This window comes from Cytobacillus purgationiresistens (genome assembly GCF_030813235.1).
Lineage (GTDB): Bacteria > Bacillota > Bacilli > Bacillales > Cytobacillaceae > Cytobacillus > Cytobacillus purgationiresistens.
In genome coordinates, this window is the sequence record NZ_JAUSUB010000005.1 from 227,089 (window position 1) to 246,603 (window position 19,515).

The 19,515-nt window shown below is 36.4% G+C and carries 21 protein-coding genes and 2 pseudogenes; 1 reads left to right on the forward strand and 22 read right to left on the reverse strand.

Going from position 1 to position 19,515, the window contains the following annotated elements; all coding sequences use genetic code 11:
* Positions 1-272: 272 nt before the first annotated feature.
* The 17 genes and pseudogenes from J2S17_RS08140 to J2S17_RS08220 all read right to left on the reverse strand — a co-directional run bounded on the left by J2S17_RS08140 (position 273) and on the right by J2S17_RS08220 (position 14,438).
* Complete coding sequence (locus J2S17_RS08140; protein ID WP_307473672.1) at positions 273-3,407, reverse strand: AAA family ATPase; 3,135 nt, start codon at positions 3,405-3,407, stop codon at positions 273-275.
* The gene (locus J2S17_RS08145) at positions 3,404-4,549 is read right to left on the reverse strand and encodes an exonuclease SbcCD subunit D (protein ID WP_307473674.1); all 1,146 of its coding nucleotides are present in this window, start codon (positions 4,547-4,549) and stop codon (positions 3,404-3,406) included. The genes J2S17_RS08140 and J2S17_RS08145 overlap by 4 nt, the downstream gene beginning before the upstream one ends.
* Before the next feature lie 99 nt (positions 4,550-4,648).
* Entirely contained in the window at positions 4,649-4,993 is a 345-nt protein-coding gene (locus J2S17_RS08150; RefSeq protein ID WP_307473676.1) for a DUF6176 family protein, read from the reverse strand.
* Between the two features lie 188 nt (positions 4,994-5,181).
* Complete coding sequence (locus J2S17_RS08155; RefSeq protein ID WP_307473677.1) at positions 5,182-6,255, reverse strand: NAD(P)/FAD-dependent oxidoreductase; 1,074 nt, start codon at positions 6,253-6,255, stop codon at positions 5,182-5,184.
* Positions 6,256-6,585, reverse strand: coding sequence for a (2Fe-2S)-binding protein (locus J2S17_RS08160; protein WP_307473680.1), 330 nt, complete (start codon positions 6,583-6,585; stop codon positions 6,256-6,258).
* Positions 6,586-6,636: 51 nt separating this feature from the next.
* The gene (locus J2S17_RS08165) at positions 6,637-7,716 is read right to left on the reverse strand and encodes an NAD(P)/FAD-dependent oxidoreductase (protein WP_307473682.1); all 1,080 of its coding nucleotides are present in this window, start codon (positions 7,714-7,716) and stop codon (positions 6,637-6,639) included.
* Positions 7,706-8,029 (reverse strand): (2Fe-2S)-binding protein, encoded by a 324-nt coding sequence (locus J2S17_RS08170; RefSeq protein ID WP_307473684.1) that lies wholly within the window; start codon positions 8,027-8,029, stop codon positions 7,706-7,708. Before J2S17_RS08170 ends, J2S17_RS08165 begins: the two co-directional genes overlap by 11 nt.
* 12 nt (positions 8,030-8,041) lie before the next feature.
* Positions 8,042-8,848, reverse strand: coding sequence for an ABC transporter permease (locus J2S17_RS08175; protein WP_307473686.1), 807 nt, complete (start codon positions 8,846-8,848; stop codon positions 8,042-8,044).
* Entirely contained in the window at positions 8,845-9,750 is a 906-nt protein-coding gene (locus J2S17_RS08180) for an ABC transporter permease (protein WP_307473688.1), read from the reverse strand. Before J2S17_RS08180 ends, J2S17_RS08175 begins: the two co-directional genes overlap by 4 nt.
* A gap of 7 nt (positions 9,751-9,757) precedes the next feature.
* Positions 9,758-10,831 (reverse strand): ABC transporter ATP-binding protein, encoded by a 1,074-nt coding sequence (locus tag J2S17_RS08185; protein ID WP_307473690.1) that lies wholly within the window; start codon positions 10,829-10,831, stop codon positions 9,758-9,760.
* 13 nt (positions 10,832-10,844) lie between these two features.
* Complete coding sequence (locus J2S17_RS08190; protein WP_307473691.1) at positions 10,845-11,915, reverse strand: ABC transporter substrate-binding protein; 1,071 nt, start codon at positions 11,913-11,915, stop codon at positions 10,845-10,847.
* Between the two features lie 178 nt (positions 11,916-12,093).
* On the reverse strand, positions 12,094-12,813 hold the full coding sequence (locus J2S17_RS08195) for a GntR family transcriptional regulator (protein ID WP_307473693.1): 720 nt from the start codon (positions 12,811-12,813) through the stop codon (positions 12,094-12,096).
* A gap of 136 nt (positions 12,814-12,949) precedes the next feature.
* Positions 12,950-13,128 (reverse strand): annotated as a pseudogene (locus J2S17_RS08200) (deoxyribonuclease IV); the annotation flags it as partial.
* A 216-nt stretch (positions 13,129-13,344) separates the two neighbouring features.
* Complete coding sequence (locus J2S17_RS08205) at positions 13,345-13,545, reverse strand: cold-shock protein (RefSeq protein WP_307473695.1); 201 nt, start codon at positions 13,543-13,545, stop codon at positions 13,345-13,347.
* 200 nt (positions 13,546-13,745) lie between these two features.
* Positions 13,746-13,883 carry a YvrJ family protein gene (locus tag J2S17_RS08210; RefSeq protein ID WP_307473697.1) on the reverse strand — a complete coding sequence of 46 codons (138 nt, stop codon included), beginning with the start codon at positions 13,881-13,883 and terminating at the stop codon, positions 13,746-13,748.
* 81 nt (positions 13,884-13,964) lie between these two features.
* The gene (locus tag J2S17_RS08215) at positions 13,965-14,183 is read right to left on the reverse strand and encodes a DUF2922 domain-containing protein (RefSeq protein WP_307473698.1); all 219 of its coding nucleotides are present in this window, start codon (positions 14,181-14,183) and stop codon (positions 13,965-13,967) included.
* Between the two features lie 36 nt (positions 14,184-14,219).
* Entirely contained in the window at positions 14,220-14,438 is a 219-nt protein-coding gene (locus J2S17_RS08220) for a DUF1659 domain-containing protein (protein WP_307473700.1), read from the reverse strand.
* A gap of 160 nt (positions 14,439-14,598) precedes the next feature.
* Between J2S17_RS08220 and J2S17_RS08225 the strand changes: the two genes are divergently transcribed.
* A complete protein-coding gene (locus tag J2S17_RS08225) occupies positions 14,599-14,868 on the forward strand; it encodes a phage holin family protein (protein ID WP_307473702.1) in 270 nt (89 codons plus the stop codon).
* 608 nt (positions 14,869-15,476) lie between these two features.
* On the opposite strand, the pseudogene J2S17_RS08230 reads toward J2S17_RS08225, so the two are convergent.
* The 5 genes and pseudogenes from J2S17_RS08230 to J2S17_RS08250 all read right to left on the reverse strand — a co-directional run.
* Positions 15,477-15,596, reverse strand: a pseudogene (locus J2S17_RS08230) (NAD-dependent malic enzyme); the annotation flags it as partial.
* Positions 15,597-15,802: 206 nt separating this feature from the next.
* Positions 15,803-16,771, reverse strand: coding sequence for a VOC family protein (locus J2S17_RS08235; protein ID WP_307473704.1), 969 nt, complete (start codon positions 16,769-16,771; stop codon positions 15,803-15,805).
* Between the two features lie 31 nt (positions 16,772-16,802).
* A complete protein-coding gene (locus J2S17_RS08240; RefSeq protein ID WP_307473706.1) occupies positions 16,803-17,588 on the reverse strand; it encodes an SDR family NAD(P)-dependent oxidoreductase in 786 nt (261 codons plus the stop codon).
* Positions 17,589-17,613: 25 nt separating this feature from the next.
* Positions 17,614-18,123 (reverse strand): aromatic-ring-hydroxylating dioxygenase subunit beta, encoded by a 510-nt coding sequence (locus J2S17_RS08245; protein ID WP_307473708.1) that lies wholly within the window; start codon positions 18,121-18,123, stop codon positions 17,614-17,616.
* 44 nt (positions 18,124-18,167) lie between these two features.
* Positions 18,168-19,469, reverse strand: coding sequence for an aromatic ring-hydroxylating dioxygenase subunit alpha (locus tag J2S17_RS08250; RefSeq protein ID WP_307473710.1), 1,302 nt, complete (start codon positions 19,467-19,469; stop codon positions 18,168-18,170).
* Between the last annotated feature and the right edge of the window lie 46 nt (positions 19,470-19,515).

Here is a 19,515-nt window from a genome sequence, read left to right on the forward strand (position 1 = left end):
GACTTTACACCTAATCCTTCTATAATGACTTGAATAAATCATCATTTGTATATAAATATAATCATGTAGGGTTTTTTATTCCTTTAATATATTGAAATAATAGTCCATTCTAATGCGAAAGCTCACACACTTTGCTTAAAACATTGCTTTTTTATAAGCTTAGAATGCTTTTTTAATTAAATATTAGCAATGTTCTAATAATTATACAACGATTTCTCCTTACATTTTTATAATATTAGCCGCAATCTAGAAAGATTACGGCTAAGCAATGGTTAACTTAAAAATACAAATTTAGTTTGACTTCCGCCTTTGGTTGCTATAACTTCAAGACGCGCATCAATTCTTTCTTTTAATTCTGGCACATGGGAGATGATTCCAACCAGTCTGCCACTGCTTTGAATTTCTATTAGAGATTCTATCGCCTGCTCAAGAGATTCAGGATCGAGTGTACCGAATCCTTCATCGATAAACATGGTTTCTAAAGATACGCCCCCTGCATGCTGCTGCACAATATCTGCTAGCCCAAGTGCAAGTGCTAAAGAAGCTTTAAAGCTTTCACCGCCAGACAATGTTTTGACATGTCGTTCCTGCCCAGTATATTGGTCATACACTAAGAGCTCCAGCCCGCTTTGAACATTACCTTTAGAGCGATCCGTTTTTCTTAGTAATTCGTATCTTCCACTCGTCATTTTACTTAACCTGACATTTGCCTCTCTTAATATGTCATCTAGGAAAGAAGCAAGAACGAACCGTTCAAAAGTGATTCGATAAGTATTCTGTCCGCGGGACATATCTGATAAGTGACCAATGAGTTTGTATTTTTCCTCCAGATCCTGAATTTCTGTATTTATTTGCTGAATCTTCGTTGCAATCGTCTCATTATCTCTTTTCTTAATGGTTAAATCTGTATGTTTTTCTTTAATAGATTGGAGTTCCTGGCTGATTTCCTGAAGCTCAGATTGTAATTTTTCTGCATCAGGCTTATTGATACCTTTTAGTAAGTCTATCAGCTCTTCGTATCGATCATGAACTGAACGGACCTCTTCCCTATAACCTCGAATGGAGGAATCCAATTCTGCTATGTCCTGTTCAGTTTTCTTGGCATTGGCATACTCTCCGTACACTTTGAACCCTTGTTTCTGCATTCTTTGTACAAAAGCAGCCCTCTCCACACCTAAAGCATCCTTCATTTGTGTTACATTTTTACCGATTGTTTCAACACGAGCTTGTTCTGCGGAAAAACTAGCTTTTGCATCCTCAAATTTTCTCTGAGCATTTTCTAGGCTTTTGCGTAAATCTGATAATTTCTTTTCGGCTGTTTCTATTTGATGATGATAGGCTTGCATCGACCTTAATTCTTCGGGAATAGCATTGATCATCCGCATAAGGTTAGCATTTTGTTCTGTATAGGTAATTCTTGTTTCACTATATAATTCTGTATGCTCTTTTAATTGCAGCGAAAGCTCATTCTTCTTTAATTCTGCTTGTTCGATTTCCTTGCCGCATATGGTTAACCGATTCTTACGCTTGCCTAGTTCATTTTGCAAATGTACAGCTTCTTTATATTGATTCTTAATAGACGCAAAAAGAGTCAATGAATGATCATCTGCAAAATCAGGCCTTTTCAGCTCAATCTCCTGTTTTAATTCTTGGATTGCGTCTTGAATTGTTTCAGTTTTGGATTGCGACTCATAATACTTTGTATCTGCATGGGCTTTTTCTTTTTCTATAACGGCTAATTGTTGTTTTGCTGCCTTTAAATCCTCTTCATTTGGAATTTCTTCTGACGAAATTGCGGGTGTCGGATGATCCATTGACCCGCAAACAGGACAGGGTTCCCCTGATTGCAGCTGGTCAGCGAGAATCGAAGCTTGTCCATGAAGCCACTGTTCTTCCAATGTTGTGATCAATTTTTTAGCATCTTTCAACCTGGCATTTATATTTTGCACAAGCCATTTATTTGTTTCAAAGACTTGAATTACAGCTTTGTAATTCTCTTTATGGGTTAAATATTTTCGCAACTTATTTTGTTCATCCTCTAAAGTATATAAAAGGCGCTCATTTTCGACAGATTGCATTTGTTCTTTTTCAAGCATCTGTTTTTCTTCTTTTAAAGATTGCAGTTCTTGTTCTTGCAGTTTGATAGCTGCTTCGTCATCTGATTGCAACTGATTATAGAATTTCAACTTCGTTTGCAAAGAACGTACCATTTCGTCCACTTTTGCAAATGATCGAATATCCTCTTCCATATTCTTCAATCTATTTATTTCAGATTCAGCTTGCTGCCTGTCAGCTTCACGGTTTTTCTCTGCTTGATAGGCAGCTTCACTCGTCTTTAACAGCTCAGTAATTGCCGAAAGCTGTGTACGCGCATTATTTAATTGCCCATCCGCCTTGTCTGAATCTCGCTTAAGTCTGTGACAAAGCTGTTCTTGCTGATCGAGAACGGATGCTTTGTAAGCAAGAGCTAAATCCTTTTCTTTCTTTTGAAAATCATCTTCCATTCTTTTTAACTCGTCTTTTCTTTTTGCCAATTCATCTTTTGTTTTCAACTGCTTCATGATGGATTCTGCTTCAAAAAGCTTTTGCTGTAATTGATTTTTCACTTTTTCTCTATCTATGACAGTTGTATGAAGAGACTCTAATTGTGTTTCCATCTCTTCAATTTCTGCCAACAGCAACGGAATAATCACATCTGCCTGATCCGCCCCATCCAGCAATGCTGCTTGAAGCTGTTCATTATTTATCACATGAATTTGTTGAATAGCATGGGTTCTATGATTCACTTGAGATTCAACGGCTCTCCTCAGTAAAGCTGACTCTTCTTTCAGCTTTTCTTCAACGCGTTTATAAACCTCAGTATGAAAAAGTCGCTGAAGAATCATTTCTTTTTCTTTACTGTCAGAGGTTAAAAGCTTACGAAATTCCCCTTGTGGAATCATCAAAATTTGCTTAAATTGGTTGCTATCAATAATCATAATTTCCTTCATTTTGTCATCAACATCACGCACATTTGATGCTAGTAGTAACTGTTCACCATCGTCATTATAGACGTATAGCTCTGCTTTTGCACCAATTGTTGTTGTGCCATCTCCACGCTCTTTTTTCTTCAGCTGTTGCGGAGAACGTTTAATGAAATACATTTTATTTCTTAGTGAAAACTCTAAGGTCACTTCAGTTGGATTATTTGGCTGGGCAAATTGGCTTCTTAAATCTATTCCATTTCGATCTTCCCCGCTCGCCTTTCCATAAATCGCAAAGCTGATTCCATCAAATATCGTCGTTTTCCCTGCTCCTGTTTTTCCCGAAATAACAAACATCGTTCGCGAGCCTAAAGAGGTGAAATCAATTGACTCTGTACCAGCATAAGGACCAAATGCTTGCATAGTTAATTTAAGAGGCCTCACTTTAATGATTCCTCCTTTCTTACCTGCTCAATAATATCAGCCATCATACTGCGTTTTTCTTCTGTGAAATCTGCTGTTGTCATTTCCTCGTAAAACTTAGAAAATAGTTCCAACTCTGACTTTTTCTCTTCTTTTAAAGAAGTAAAGGTGCTTTTCTTTTTCATATCTGTAATCGCTAATTTCCGCTCTAAATGCAGGACATTCGGATAAATTTGTCGCAATTTATTAATTGGATCAATTAATGCCCCTTCATCATGCAATGTGATTTTTAAATAGTCACCGCAGTCTTGATTATTATGAAAGCCAGGGTCCATTAATTCAGCCAGATAACCTGCTATTTCTCTCATATCCTTATTCGGTTTTAGAGATCGTGTGCGAAGATCAAATTGACCATTCTCCTTCATCTCGATAATAGAGATGGACTTTTCCTGCTTTGCTTCTGAAAACGAGTATTTTAAGAGAGAGCCAGAATAACGAATCTTTTCGTGCTTTAAAGCATCAGGGCTATGGAGGTGACCAAGAGCTGTATATGAAAAAGGCTCAAACAAACTTGCACTCACACAACCAGAACCTCCTACAGAAAGGGTCCTTTCGGAATCACTTGTTTTCCCGCCTAATACAAAAGCATGTCCAACAAGCACATTGGGTTCGTCCGGATTCATCGTCTCTTCGATTTTCCCTATGATTCTCTTCATTGCATCATCATGGGAATGAATGCTATCATCTTCCATTAAATGACGAACTAAACCTGGCTCTGCATATGGAACAAGATAGAAGTTCACCCCATTTATATGAAAGGGAGAGAAATCACTATTTAGTTTTCCAGATAGATAGAATTGGCTTTTTTTATACCATGAACTGCCAAAAGACAACCTTTCAGCACTATCATGATTTCCGCCTATTGCAACGATAGGCGTATTCAAATCAACATTTATTTTAAATAACATCTCATTTAATAGTTCTACTGCATCAGTCGGCGGTACTGAGCGATCGTATAAATCACCTGCGATTACCACCGCATCAGGTTTTTCCTCTGCAACCAGCTCAACAAACTGTTCTAAGAAATAACGCTGATCTTCAGTCATATATACACCATGTACCAGCTTCCCTAAGTGCCAGTCAGCTGTATGTATAAACTTCATCATCATTCCTCCTCTTACGATCCAATATTCCTAGTATAACAAATCATTTTTCCGACGTGTTGCGCATTTTAAAACGGACAATAGATTAGAGAATGAATATTAAACCATTTCACGTCGTATTTTTTCCGGAATCATTGAAACCTTCATTTCCAGATCAATCGGTCGATAGTTTTTGTCGATACACTCATCCCAATACTGTAAATGAAGCTGATCTATTTCATGGTTTGAATCAGTAACTTCAATACCGCCTTCACCTTGAATAGAGTACCAGTATAAATATTCAGCCTCGTTCTGCACTTCTCTAAAGATTGTTTCTATATACATTTTTTCACCTTTAAGCGTGAGTAAAACTTGATCCATCCTCTGATTAAGGAACTCCATCCATTCTTCAACCTGTGTTGATTTGCCTTCCTTTACTTTGAAACGAGTACATTCAATTTTCATCAGATCCCCACCTTTTTTTGATAGTTTAATTTTACCACTTAATTAGACGTATATCTAATTAGATGATTAAAAAATAGGACTTCTTAAATGTATAATAATACTATTCTTTACCCTCAAATAAAAATCCATTCTTATATGAAAAGAATGGATATCATATCATAACCAGTAGTTATATAAACTTATAAAACCTAATTAAATCGGCTAATTGAATAGTTATCAATTGGAAACGATGTTTCTCCGTCCAATATAAGTTCAGTAATGAGTGTTCCGATTAACGGAGACAAAGTTACACCGCTATGTGTTGCAGCTACGTAGAGATTTTCAAAACCAGGCACAGTACCTAAAATAGGAAATCCATCTTCAGGCATAGCACGAATTCCTGAAAATGCTCTGACAATCTTAGCTTTTCTTAACGATGGAACATAATGTACAGCCATATTTGCTGTTTCTTGAATGACATCAAGAGTTGTCGAACGATTAAACCCTTTCTTCTCCATTGAATAGCCCATTAATACTTCTCCATTATTTGCTTGTCTTAATCCACTCACAGTGTGTCTTAAGAATGGTTTCAGCGGTTCAGAAACAAGTATTTGTCCCCTTAACTGATAGATCGGGATATTAATTCCTAGCATATTCCCTAACTCATTGGACCACGTTCCACCTGCTAGAATTAAGTTTTTACACATATAATTTTTTTTATCTGAAACAATAATATATTGCCCATCCTGTTTTTTTATGTCTGTTACTTTATTATATGTAGAGTATTCTACATTGTTTTTCTTTGCTGAACGCATATACCTATCAATTAATCTAAAAGGATTTACGTTTCCATCTATGGAACTATATGTTGCACCTACAACTTTTGGGTTTATACATTGTTCTTTTACTAATACTTCCTCTTTAGAAAGGACTTTTATTTTAATTCCAATCTTTTCATAAGACTCTGCTAGATACAATGCTTTTTCCTTATCTTTTTCTTGAAAAAAAGGAGACAAGCCTCCTGTCCGTTTATATTCAACATCGCCTATTTTTTTTGACAAATATGGGTATAACTCTGCACTATAATAATTTAGTTCTGCATACCAAGAGGGCGTTTTATTATGAACCCATACCCACGCTTGAGTTGACCCAGATGTTCCACTTAGAGGATACTTTTTGTCAAGGACAAGAACACCTTCTTTGTACCGTTCAGAAAGGTGATAGGCAATTCCGTTACCAACTACGCCTCCACCAATAATAATGGTTTCATATTTCCCATCCATCTACTTTACCCTCCCCTCTTCTAATTCCAACTCATCTAAAACCGATTTTACAGTAGAGAAAGTAGTACTATTCGTAGCTAAGGTTTCTAGTTTAATAGGAGATAAAGGCATACGTATCCGTGGTAATGGAATTTCTGATAAAGGGGTCCCTGTCTGTTCATGTATGACCATTGCAACAAGATTAGTACAAGTTTTTGCCTGACAAGGACCCATGCCGCATCTTGTCAATCTTTTTATATCATCAAATGTCTTTGCCCCATGGCCAACCACTTCCTCTATTTCTTCATAGCTAATTTCCTCACATCGACAGATAATCTTTGTTTTATCCACATTATTCACCTTCTAGTCTCTCAATAATTTAAATACCTAAACCAAATTGTACTAAGAGATAAATTGATTTTTTAGCATTGGACTTTTATAGCTTTCAATATGTTTTATACGCTCTTGGAAGACATCAGTGTATTCTCGTGACTCTAACTCTTTCCATAATTCAGCACTTTGCTTTTCCGCTTCTTCTCTACTAAGTACTTCCAATTCCTCACACACACTAGTAGCAGCAATTTTACCTGTTATTAACAGTGCACCATGCACGCTTATTCCTGTAGCGTTTCCAGCAATAAAAACATCATTTACACTAGTTTGAAAGGATTGATTATACGATGGGACCCACCCACCGAGCTTATCTCCAAATCCAAAAGAACAATTCAATTGATAAAACAAATCGAGAATTGGCGACCTTCCACCATCAACTAACACAAGATCAACATACTCAGTAAAGACTCGGTCCTGCAGTTGAATATCAACCTCCTTAACCTCCCCAATTCCTCGTGCTTCTTTAATAGAAGCATTCACATAAAAAGGTAGTCCTATATCATATAGCTCATTAACCTTTTTCATTTCCCTTGCTTGAATCGTTGGTTGCTGTTCGATGATTCCTTTAATATTTATCCCTACGTCAATTAGTTGATGGATAATATCCATAGCAAAGTCAGTTGAACCAACTATAACTGCACTTTTACCCGGAATTACAAAATCTCTGTTGACTAATGTTTGGGCAGCACCTATAGTCATAATTCCAGGCAAAGTCCATTTAGGGAAAGAAATTGCATTTTCTGTAGCTCCTGTGGCAACAATAATCTTTTTTGCCATAATGGGAAAAACGTTTAATTCATCGGTAATACCAAGACTTCCATTAGCATAAATACCAATGATGCGGTGCTCCAGTAAGTAGCGAATTGGGAATTGAGTTAATTGATTTGTTAAATCTTGTGCTAATTCAAAGCCACGCATTGATTGATATGGCGAGGGCAATGATTGCAACATCTGTGTTTGTTGTCTCAATTGTCCACCCAATAAATTTGATTCATCTATGATAGTCACATTTAATCCTTTTGAAGCCGTTTCAATTGCTGCAACAATGCCTGCCGGTCCCGCTCCGATAATGAGTACATCAGTATCCATTTTCATCGCTCCTTATCTCTGGGTCTCCCAATGATTGATAAATCTGCATACCATCCTTTACTTTTGTCATACAACTTCTTACATGATTTTCTCCATCAATAGTCATATAACAGCTACAGCATCTTCCTCTAGAACAAAAAAGTCCTCTTGATTGAACTAATTTTCTGCTCTCCCCTAATTTTTTGATCCCATTAGCTATGAGGGCTGCTGCTACCGTTTGTTGCTTATATGCTAAAAGGGGTTGATTGTTGAAATATACTGTTACAGGTTTTTGAAGTTGCTTACCTAGAACAGGATGATTTTCTATATGCATAAAAACACCTTCTTATTGATTTTTTGATGAGAATATTTTCCCTACACCTAATACTCTTTCAATAATTATCATTAGTACAATTGTAAATAAAATCATAATACTAGAAATAGAAGTAATGATTGGATCATATTGATATTGCATATATGTGTAGATACGTACCGGTAGAGTGACAACATCCGTACTGACAATAAATAAAGCTACAGTTAAGTCATCAAATGAAGTAATAAAAGCAAAAATCGCACCTGCTATGATACCTGATTTAATAATTGGTAATGTAATCTGAAGAAACACTTTAAAAGGTCCTGCCCCTAAATTCAGAGCAGCTTGTTCGATGGAACGATCAAAGCCTACTAAACTGGCAACTACAAGGCGGACAACAAAAGGTACAGTTAAAATAATGTGGCCGATTACTAAAGCTAAAGGACTCGCAGCTAATCCAATCCAGGAATAAAACTGTAATAGTGCAACACCAAAAACAACAGATGGTATAAGTAGCGGAGAACCAACTAATTGGACGATGGCCTCTTTCCCTTTAAATTCATATCTCACAATAGCTAGCGAGGCTAGCGTGCCAATTGCAGTAGCAATTATGGCAGTAAGAAAAGCAACAAGAATACTTAAAAGAAGGGAGTGTATAAACTCAGGGTGTTCAAGTAATTCCGCATACCATCTAAATGTCAATCCCTCTGGAGGAAACACGATATACTCAGTTGTGGTTAATGATGAAAGCAAAACGACGATAATAGGAGCGAGTAAAAACACATAAATCAGTAAACAAGAAAAATTTAGTACAAATGAGGGCAACCGTTTTTTCTTCATTGAATAGCCACCCCTTTTTTTGATTTAGAAAGTATTTTGCTGTAAAAAACGATAGTAATAGTTGCTATAAAAATGAGAATAAAACCAATAGCTCCTCCATACGGCCAATTTAGCATGACAGCCACTTGTTCATACGTTATGTAAGACATGACTTTCACTTGTGGTCCTCCCAAAATGGAAGGTGTAACAAATGAACTCACACTTAAGCTAAACACCATTACTGATCCAGCAAATATTCCTGGCAAGGTTAAAGGCAGAGTGACCGATGTAAAAGTTTTCAAAGAACTCGCCCCGAGATTTTGCGAGGCTCTTAAAACGGAAGTATCAATCCTTTCAAGTGACCCCATTATACTTAATACCATGTAAGGAAAAAGGACATGCACCATTCCTACAATGACACTAAATTCGCTATATAATAACTCTAGAGGCTGGTCAATCCATCCAAGTTTCATCAATGAGCTATTAATAACACCATTATTTGAAAGTAAAATAACCCATCCATAACAACGAATGACCATACTAATTAATAATGGTGAAAGGACAAGTAACGTTAGATAGTTTTTTACTTTCCCCTTAGCCTTAGCTATTTGAAATGCCACAGGATATGAAATAATAATTGTAACCAAAGTGGTTATTAATCCTATTTTCACCGTTCTCCAAAGGACTCCGAGATAAAAAGGATCCGAAATGAATTTTATATAATTCTGAAACGTCCATTCACCTCCTATGCCTGTACTAGCATCAAAGGTTTTAAAACTAGTAATAAAAAGGAAAAACAAAGGAATTAAAAAGAAAAATATAAAGACTGCTAGAGTGGGTATTACTAACAACCATGCGTCCCATATTTTTTTCTTTTTTTTCTTTTTCTTAATGTTTATAGTAGATCCCGTTTCTAATTTCATATAACTATCACCTACCCTTTCTAGAAGGTAGTAGATCTTCTGGTTTCCATATAGCAAATACATTACTCCCTTGGTGTATATCATTTGGATTTATCATAGTATTTGATATATCTGCAACGATGTGGTTATCCTCTATCTTTAAAAAGTATCTCGTTTTAGGTCCTAAAAACATCTTTCTTTCTACTATTGTTTTAATCTCATCACCTTTATTAGACGGACTTGTTAGGATTTGTATTTTTTCTGGTCTTATAAAGAAATCAATTTCAGAATTTTGCTTTGAATGGATTGAGACAATCTGCTCGCTACCATAAAAGAAAAGTTTACATTTATTATTTTCATAAACTTCAAGAACCTTTCCTCTCACTCGGTTTACCTCTCCGATAAATTGCGACACAAAGTCAGTCTCTGGATGATTATAAATATCAGCTGGTGTATCAACTTGCTCTATTCTGCCTTCAAACATTACAGCGATTCGATCAGAAATTGCCAGTGCTTCTTCTTGGTCATGTGTAACAAAGATAGTTGTGATCCCCAGTTCCTTTTGAATTTCCACAATTTCTTCCCTCATTTGCTGACGAAGCTTTGCATCTAAGTTACTAAGTGGTTCGTCTAACAAAAGAACCTTGGGCTTGATTACCAGTGCTCTTGCGAGAGAAACTCGTTGCTGCTGTCCTCCAGAAAGCTCTTTTGGATACCGTTTTTCAAAGCCTGATAATCTAACCATTTCCAATACTTCTTGCACACGCCTTTTAATTTCCACCTTCGTTACTTTTCGAAGCTTCAAACCGTATGCAACATTATCAAAAACCGTCATATGTGGAAAAAGTGCATAATTTTGAAAAACCATACCCATTTCCCTTTTATTTGGCGGTAAATGCTGTACTGATTCATTATCTACCTCAATTTTCCCGCCATCGACATCCAAGAAGCCCGCAATCATATTCAGAGTGGTTGTTTTACCACAACCGGAGGGACCAAGAAAAGACATTAACTCACCTTTTTTGATTTCGAGGCTTAACTTTTTTACAACTTCGGTTTTATTATATGTTTTTACCAAATTTTCAATTTTTAAATAACTCATGATATCACCCGCCTTAATGGGATATTTCTATTTCCTTATTTGCTCGTTCGGTCCACTCTTCTCTTTTAGTATTAACAAGTTCCCAATCAACCTTGACCAGTTTCTCAATTTCGTCTTCGCCATAAACAACCTTGTTAGCTATTTCTTCTTCTAATTCAACATGTTTATTGACAGGACCATCGAATAATGAAGCAGCAAATAATTTTTGGGCTTCCTCATCTAATACAAAGTTTACAAATTTCTGAGCAAGTTCTTCATTCGGTGCACCTTTTACCACACTTACAGTTGCCATCAACGCTGGTGCACCTTCATCAGGTGTTACGAATTCAATTGGAAAACCTGAATCTTGTAAGGTATACACACGACTGCTTCCCCAAGAACTTGCAACAGCTTGCCCTTGTAAGAAATAATTTGAAACGTCAGCTGTTTTATCAAAAGTAACAGTGTTATAAGCAATTTCTTTCATTTTTTCAAATCCAGGGTCAATATTTTCTACACTTCCTCCATTAGCTATAGCTGTCATGAGGAGCGTGTGAACTCCATATGTATTTGCAATCGATGGTAATACGATTTTCCCCTTGAACTTCGCATCCGCCAAATCATTCCATGAAGTAATCGGGTCCCATCCATTTTGTTCAAATACATCTTTGTTATAAGCTAAACCAGTTGAAATAATTCCAAATCCAACACCAATATTATCCTTATCTTTTGCAATATCATATAGATTCTCTAGATTCGGAACAAGTTTTTCTTTCAAAGGTGCAAGTAACCCAAAAGTTTTTGCCTGTGCCTGTGGACCATCATCTAGAAAAGCTACATCAATTTGTGGATTACCTTTTTGTGCCTGCAGCTTTGACAATGTATCAACAGAGCTTCCTGTAATATAAGTCACTTTTACATTGTGCTCCTCTTCAAATTTAGGAATAAGATTTTCCTTCATTTTTTGCTCATAACTTCCACCGTAAGCAGCCAAAACTAATGTTTTTTTCCCATTCTCTGATGAACCTACGGATTTGCCACTGCATCCAGCAGCTATTACAAGAAATAAACATGTCAATACAATAGAAACCAGCTTTCTTTTCATCACATTTCCTCCTCATTTTCATTTACTTAAACAAAGATTTATTATAAAATCCCACCTCCTTTTCGCCCCGAATGTTGAGTATTATAAATATTCTGATAAAATTTTATAAAAAAATATAATATTATAACATTATATTTTTTACTTATATGAAGAAAGTTGAGGTGTAATCACTTTCTTATTAAAATTCCACCTCTGTATAATATGTTTGCTTATCTTGACGAATATAGAATTTTGAGTACTCTATAATTTCTTCCTGTTTTGTATAGGTATATCGTTCCCATTCAAATACCGCTGTATTAGGTGAAATATGAAGTAATTCCGCCTGTTCATTATTCACAATATATGGTTTGATAAATAGCTTTGCTTTAGCTAACAAAATATTAAACTTGTTTTTCAGAATATTATAGATAAGCTCGTTATCTATTTCATCTGATCCAAGGCTTGAACATCTTTCATATGGAAGGAAGGTATATTCTAATGCCAACGGTTCCCCATTTTCTATTTTTAAGCGTGCTATCTTAATTACTTTCGAACCGTGATTCAAATTCATTTTTTCTGCTATTCCTTGCTCTGCTTTTTCTACCACGAACTCTAATAATTGATGAGGATGTTCTTCATTAGTTTCAGTGGTCAAGGAAATAAAAGAATTAATATTTTGCTCTTTCTTAAACCCTGAAACAAACGTGCCTTTTCCCCTTTGTCTATAAAGATAACCCTTATTTACAAGCTCAATAATGGCTCTCTTGACAGTAATTGTACTTATATTAAAGTGGTCAGCTAGCTCTTGTTCGGTGGGCACTTGCTCGCCAACTGACCATTGCCCCGAAGTAATTTTTTCTTCAAGTACATTCTCCACTTGTCGATAAAGAGGTATATGTTGATTTTTATCTATCTGCATATTGGTCTCCCTAAATATAATGTTATAACTTTATATTTTATAAATTTACGCTATTAAAAATAATTTGTCAATATTTTTTGAAAGTTATTTTAGGGCTGCATCCAGTTATAACGGTGATCAGCTACAGAATGAGGTTTTATACGTTGAATCTTTTTATTTCACCAATAGAAGGTATTTCCTATAATTTGGGAGACTTTTTCGAGAATGATGTACGATATGGTCTAATGCTTTCAATCCAATATGGTCGTGGCCAATATTTTCATGTCTGTCCTTCCTTGAACCTTTCACATTCTTAGAATCATTTACATGAACCATGTTGCTTTCATATGTACTCGTCCCTCTTCAATATTATTTTACTCAGCCGGCTTTCTTTTCGTATTATGAGGTGCACCTATCATCCTCTCAATTGTACACCTAATGGTAATGGGGAAAAGTTCAGAAAAGACCTATAGAATCTTGATCCAATAACTGGTTTAAACACAAAAAACAGCCCCACAAAAAGCGGGACTGTACTATTATAGTTCATTAATTTTATAGTTTAGTTACGTTAGCAGCTTGTGGTCCACGAGCTCCTTCAACAACTTCAAAAGAAACTTCTTGGCCTTCTTCTAAAGATTTGAAACCTTCTGATTGGATTGCTGAGAAATGAACGAATACGTCGTTTCCATCTTCACCTTCAATAAATCCGAATCCTTTTTCTGCGTTAAACCATTTTACTTTACCGTTTTTCATAAACTAAAAATCCTCCTATTGACTTTAAAATAAAGTCATGTGTTAATTCACCAATTACAATGTTTATCTTTTTATAACAAGGCTAATTCATATGTGAAAAGCTGTGTTAAATAAGCATAAAACGATGTGTAACGGTTAAATTAAATTTAGCATTATTAACATTCTTTGTCAACAAAACGGAACTATCAAATTCCTTTTTTTTACTCTTTTAAGCGATCTGGAAGACTTTGAATCGAACTCACGACTACGTCTAGCTTTGCTTCAATTCGATAGAGAAGAAATAGGGTCACTACGATTGGAAAACCCAGCTCTCCGATCATTCTTACGAATTCATTCATCCAGCGTCACTCCTCCCTACTCTTACTAATAATTATATTTAATAGAGAGGCCGGTTCTACCAAAAAAACCGGCACATTCTATTAGGACAAGTCGTAATCAGTAACAGTTCTTTCTATTAATCTCGCTCCCTTAACTGCTGTGAGAGAACCACTCTTGGATGTAGCTACATCCGCTGCAATCATCTCTCCCATTGATGATTCTATTGCTGGAAGATCGACAGGCTCTTTCGGCTGGTCAATGGAGATTCTGGTTATACCTCCTTCTTCATTTACAAAAGTCAATTCTAATGTTTTAGTCATTCCGTATTCCTCCTTTCTTAGTGTGATCGTACAGACTTAATTGATTATATTGAAACTATCATTTCTTTGAATAGATACGAGCTGATCTGCACATAAATTCTCAAATGCAGTTGAAAATTGGTAAAGCTGCTCACTTGACGCTTCACTCTTAATGTTTCCGAACGTTTTCACCTTGAACATTGGTTCTCCCTTATCATTTAAGCCTGCTACAAAAGTTAGTCTAAGCTTTGAATCCAATAAAATCGCCTGAGCCATTTTCCATCACCTCCTTTCAACACCTATATACAATCAAATGAAAGAAAAGGATAGGAAAAAATAGATGTTTTCTATTCTAATTTATTTAATAGGGAAAGAAAACAAGCAATCTCTTAAGTTTTCCATATGATAATAAATAGCCGGAATTGGGGGTGATGATATGAATTTGATGCAATATTTGAACCAAAACTACATTGTATTAATACCGGCTCTTTGGCTCATTGGACATGCACTAAAACAGACACCTCTCATACCTGATTGGACCATTATATGGATTCTTTTCATGGTATCTATTGCTATTGGCAGTATTGAATATGGATTTACAATCGATGCAGTAACGAATGGAATTATCGCAGCAGGCATTAGCGTTTTTGGTCATCAAGTTTTCAAGCAAACAAAGGAAGGGATTGTGATAAATAAAAAGAAGTAATCTCCCTTAGTGAGTGTGTCTGCCATAGGAGGTATGATGTTCGTTTGAGTTAAGCTGCTCGGAAAGTGATCTTTCCGACAGCTTTTCTTGTTGTTAAATGATCAGGATATCGAGATTGGGCTTTTATGTAACAGTAACGATATATGGTTTTTATCTACTTTGATAGTTAAGTCTTTTGGCTTTCGCTACATACTTGAATGGATATTAGTTAAGTCCACTAGTTCCCTATAGTAGTTTTTTTGTACAGTAGCACTAAGTTGCTACACTAATTTCCTTTTAATCGTTTTGCTTAGCCGTTCGGGCATGAGTTTTAGCGAAAAGTTATCAAGGTGAATAGAATGGTTAGACTGAGATACCTTTCGTTTATCAGTTTCTATGGCGAAAGTCAGTTCCACTCTTTCATAAATATATCCGAATAGTTTTTCAACATATAAAAAAGATCACCAGTTTAATACTGGTGACCAAATGCAGACCAAAAGATCTAATAGGGAGGAGATCTTACATGATTATATTATGAATATATTGCTTGTTTGTTTGGACAAACATCCCTCCGCATTCTCATTATTTTTCTATAATTTACGAAAGGTCAGTTTTTTGTAGTTTAGAGCAACTGATGTCCCATCTGAAATGACCGCAACTAAATTTCCCTTGCTACTATAATCGTATAATGTATTTTTATCTCTTGCTATTTCTAAACACGACTAAGCAACTCCAGGAGAGTAGGCTAATCTTCAGGGTTAATTACTAGCACTTTAGAATATATTCCTATGGTTTCCTTTCGCTCGCTTATGCAAATCAAGGGACTTCTTTCTAAAATCAAACATTCACCTTTTCTCCCCACATCCAACTGGATTAACACAGAATTCTCAGATTTCAATCAAAAAAGTAAGGCCTTCCGAAAAACAGAATGGCCTGATTACAATTAATATATTTTTTATTGATTATATTTCTCTAACAGTTCGATAATGACTTTAAAGGTAGAGGTTGTATCCATGTAAGCATAACGACCATTGCCATTATAGAAATTACCTCTTTGTATCACTGGATATCCCATATCTTCTAAAACCTTAATTTTTTCATCCATACCTTTTACAACAAAAGAAATATGGTGAACGCCTTCTCCATTTGTTTCTAGATGAGTCTTCCAAGTACTTGGAGCGTTGCCTGGTTCAATTAATTCAATTTCAAGAAGCGGTGTTTTAATAAACATATAACGCGAATCAGCTTCTGTTGGTTTGCCGTTATATACCACTTGAGTAATCTCACTGCCACCAGACTGAATAACAGCTGGTTTTTCCACTCCTAGGAGAGTGCAGTACGCGTCTGCTGTGGCATCCAGATCTTTCACCACAAGCGCCAATTGTTCGATTTTATTTGTCCCTAACAACGGTTTTCCTGATTCATCACTAGGTTTTGTGTCTCTTGGGTCAGCACTCTCTAATAGTTCTACTAAGGTTTTAAAATCGTTGAAAGTATCTGCGTAAACATATCTTCCCTCGCTGGAAGTAAACTTACCGCTTTGAAGAAGCGGATATCCCTTTTCCTCTAAAGCCGGCAGGCGATCCTTTATTAAATCTACTTCAAAGGCAATATGGTGGATGCCTTCACCTTCTGTATCTACAAATTCTCTCATTGTACCGGGATCTTCATTTGGTTCAATTAATTCAACCTGAACGGTAGATGTATTCAAAAAAACCAATTTACTTCTGGAAGCTGTAGGCTCACCCTTAAAAACTACTTGTGATACCTCTTGTTCACCTGTAAGAAACCATCCTGGATTTGGAATACCTAATAGCTTAGCAAAATCCGCCGATGCTATTTCAATATCTTTCACAACAAAAGCAATTTGGTTTACTTCATTGTTACCTAGTAATGGTTTTAACTCTTTCACCTGTTCTGACAATTCAATCCCTCCAAAAGCGCATATTCTTTACTCACCCTAGTCCACGGACAGATAAGCCGCCGTCGCTTGCAATGACCTCACCTGTTATTGCACGTGACTTTTTAGATGCAAGTAATAAGTAAGGACCTATATGGTCTTCAGAATCCATAGCAATTTGCAAAGGATTTCTTGTTTTAATGCTTTTGGCTTTTGTGTCATTATCTACTTCTTTCACAAAGGGCTTAAGAGGTGGAATCACATTCAGAGCAGTTAATGTGCCCCCTGGAGCGACTGCATTCACTCTTATTTCAGGGGCAAGTTCAAAGGCTAGCTGTCTCATAAGTCCGATTTGTGCATGCTTGCTTGCGGTATACCATACGCCGCCTCCATCAGGATAAAAGCCAGCGCCTGATACTGTGAAAATCATGTTGCCTCTCGTTTTTCTTAGCTCTTCAACACTAGCCCTTGCTCCATTAAAATAGCCTTTGACATTAATATTCATCAGCATATCGTAAGCAGCATTCATAGCTGCTGATGTAACGGTTTCAAACTTTGCAAAACCATCAAATACACCAGCATTAGCAATAAATACATCCAGTTTGCCGTAGGCTTTTACTGCAGCACTTACCGCCTTTTCATGGTCTTCATAAGCCGTTACATCACCTGAAATACATTGTACTCTGTCCCCTAAATCCGCTTTAATCTCTTCAAGGCCTTTAACAGATTTATCAAGTATGGTAATAAAAGCACCCTCATTTGCAAATGTATCAACTACCGCTCTTCCGATGCCTGAGGCGCCTCCAGTTATATAAATCGATTGATTTTTAAAATCAGTCATCTGGCTGCTCCTTCCTGCTGATTTCTTAAATGAATATGGCAAGGTTTCTCGTATTGATTGTTGTTTGATCGACAATAAATAAACGTTTTGAAAGTTTCCATTGTCCATTTTCATATGTAAATTCATCTTTGCGTTCCCCAGAAATCAAATCATGATGAATATCTGTACTACGGCTACGATAAAGAAGCAAATAACTATTTACAGAAGCTTTCTGTTCTGGCACGTATTCATCAAGCTTTACATTGCTTACAAACCGGCGTGTACGAGAAGGAGGAATTTCGGCCCATGCATAATCAGTCTTTAAACGATCAACGCGAAGCTTTAGCAATTCGATATCATCATCGAAGCAATACATATCTGCTGTATAATCAGGTCTTTCAGTACCTTCCTTGTTTACACGCACCGGCATTTGATAAATCAAGCTCTGATGCATGAGGCTAAACCAGCCATCAAAATCGATATCATCAAGAAGCTGGGCCTCTTTATAAAGCCACTGTTCAAATTCATAGTTAGCTAGCATTTTTTCAACTGTCAAGATAAACACCCTCCTCAATTACAATCAATTGTCAGCTATAGAAATTAACCATTCATTAAATCTAACCAATATTTATAGAAGTTCCTTTGATTCGCTTCGGAGAACTTATCATCGTATGCAACACCCGGTCCAACAAATTCAACAGGCTCACGGTGCATACCCATTGTGTAATTATAAGTAAGACCTTTCATTGCCGGCATATGTCCTTTTGCTGCAGCAGTGATATCAGTAAATACTTCAGTATCATCCTGTTCAAAAATACCCGATGGACTAAAAGTAAGAACGAAGGATTCACGTGAACGCCTTTTCCAATCTTCAGGTGCATTTTTTTCAACTAAGAACCAAGCAATGACCTCCATCTTATCAGCGTCAATTGGACGCCATAAGCGAACACTCGTGTTGGAGATTAATTGTCCCTTCACCTTTGTATGAGAAATTAAGAAAGAAAGATGTGGGAATATGTTGCCAATCATATTTTTCAAACTGGATAGGACTTCATATTGTTCTTCTGAAAGATTTGCTTTAAATTCATTCTTCAGTTCTTCAGGGAAAGCAAAGTCTGGATTTGGTGTACCTAGGTTTAAACCGTGTCCATGATCAGAATGAATTTGATACCCCATTTTTGAATACGTTGCACTTGGTACCATTCCTAATTTAGCGATTGATCCATGTGTCATCATCGTATGATAGGAATCCCCTACGAAGTTATCAGCGCCGATTTTCCAGTTTGAGTGAATAACGAATCGCTGTGGCGCCCCAACTACCTCCATTTCCGCTCTGCCTACTAAAATATCAAGATACCATTTAAAGTCACCTAAGAAATCATCCAAAGGCTCCACTTCATCATTCCAAGAACCAAAAAGAAGCCCCTTATAAGACTCGATTCTTACCTCTTTAAGACCCATGGTAGATTTATCAAGCTCTTCACCATAAATATTCTTTTGGAGAGGTACACCGATGAGGTCGCCATTATTTTTAAAGTTAAACCCATGATACGGACAAACGAATGTAGCTTTATTCCCTTTGTCTGCACGGCAAAGCTTCATTCCGCGATGAGTACACATATTATAAAAGGCACGAATGCTGTGATCAGCATTACGTGACACAATGATAGAATACCCGGCTAGATCTCTTAACATATAATCATTTTTATTGGGAATCTCTGATTCATGGCCAATAAAAATCCATGTTTTCATAAAAACTTTCTTATGCTCTAACTCGTAAACCTTGGGATCGGCCAGTACATAGGCAGGTACTGATCCTTCTTCAGGTCTTACTGTTTCATTTAAATGTTCAAGTAACTCAGCTTTTGTCATATCTTCAATATCTTTTGTCGTTTTAAGCATCTGTAACTTCCCCCTTAATAGAAAATCCGAGGTGACTCGCTTAAGA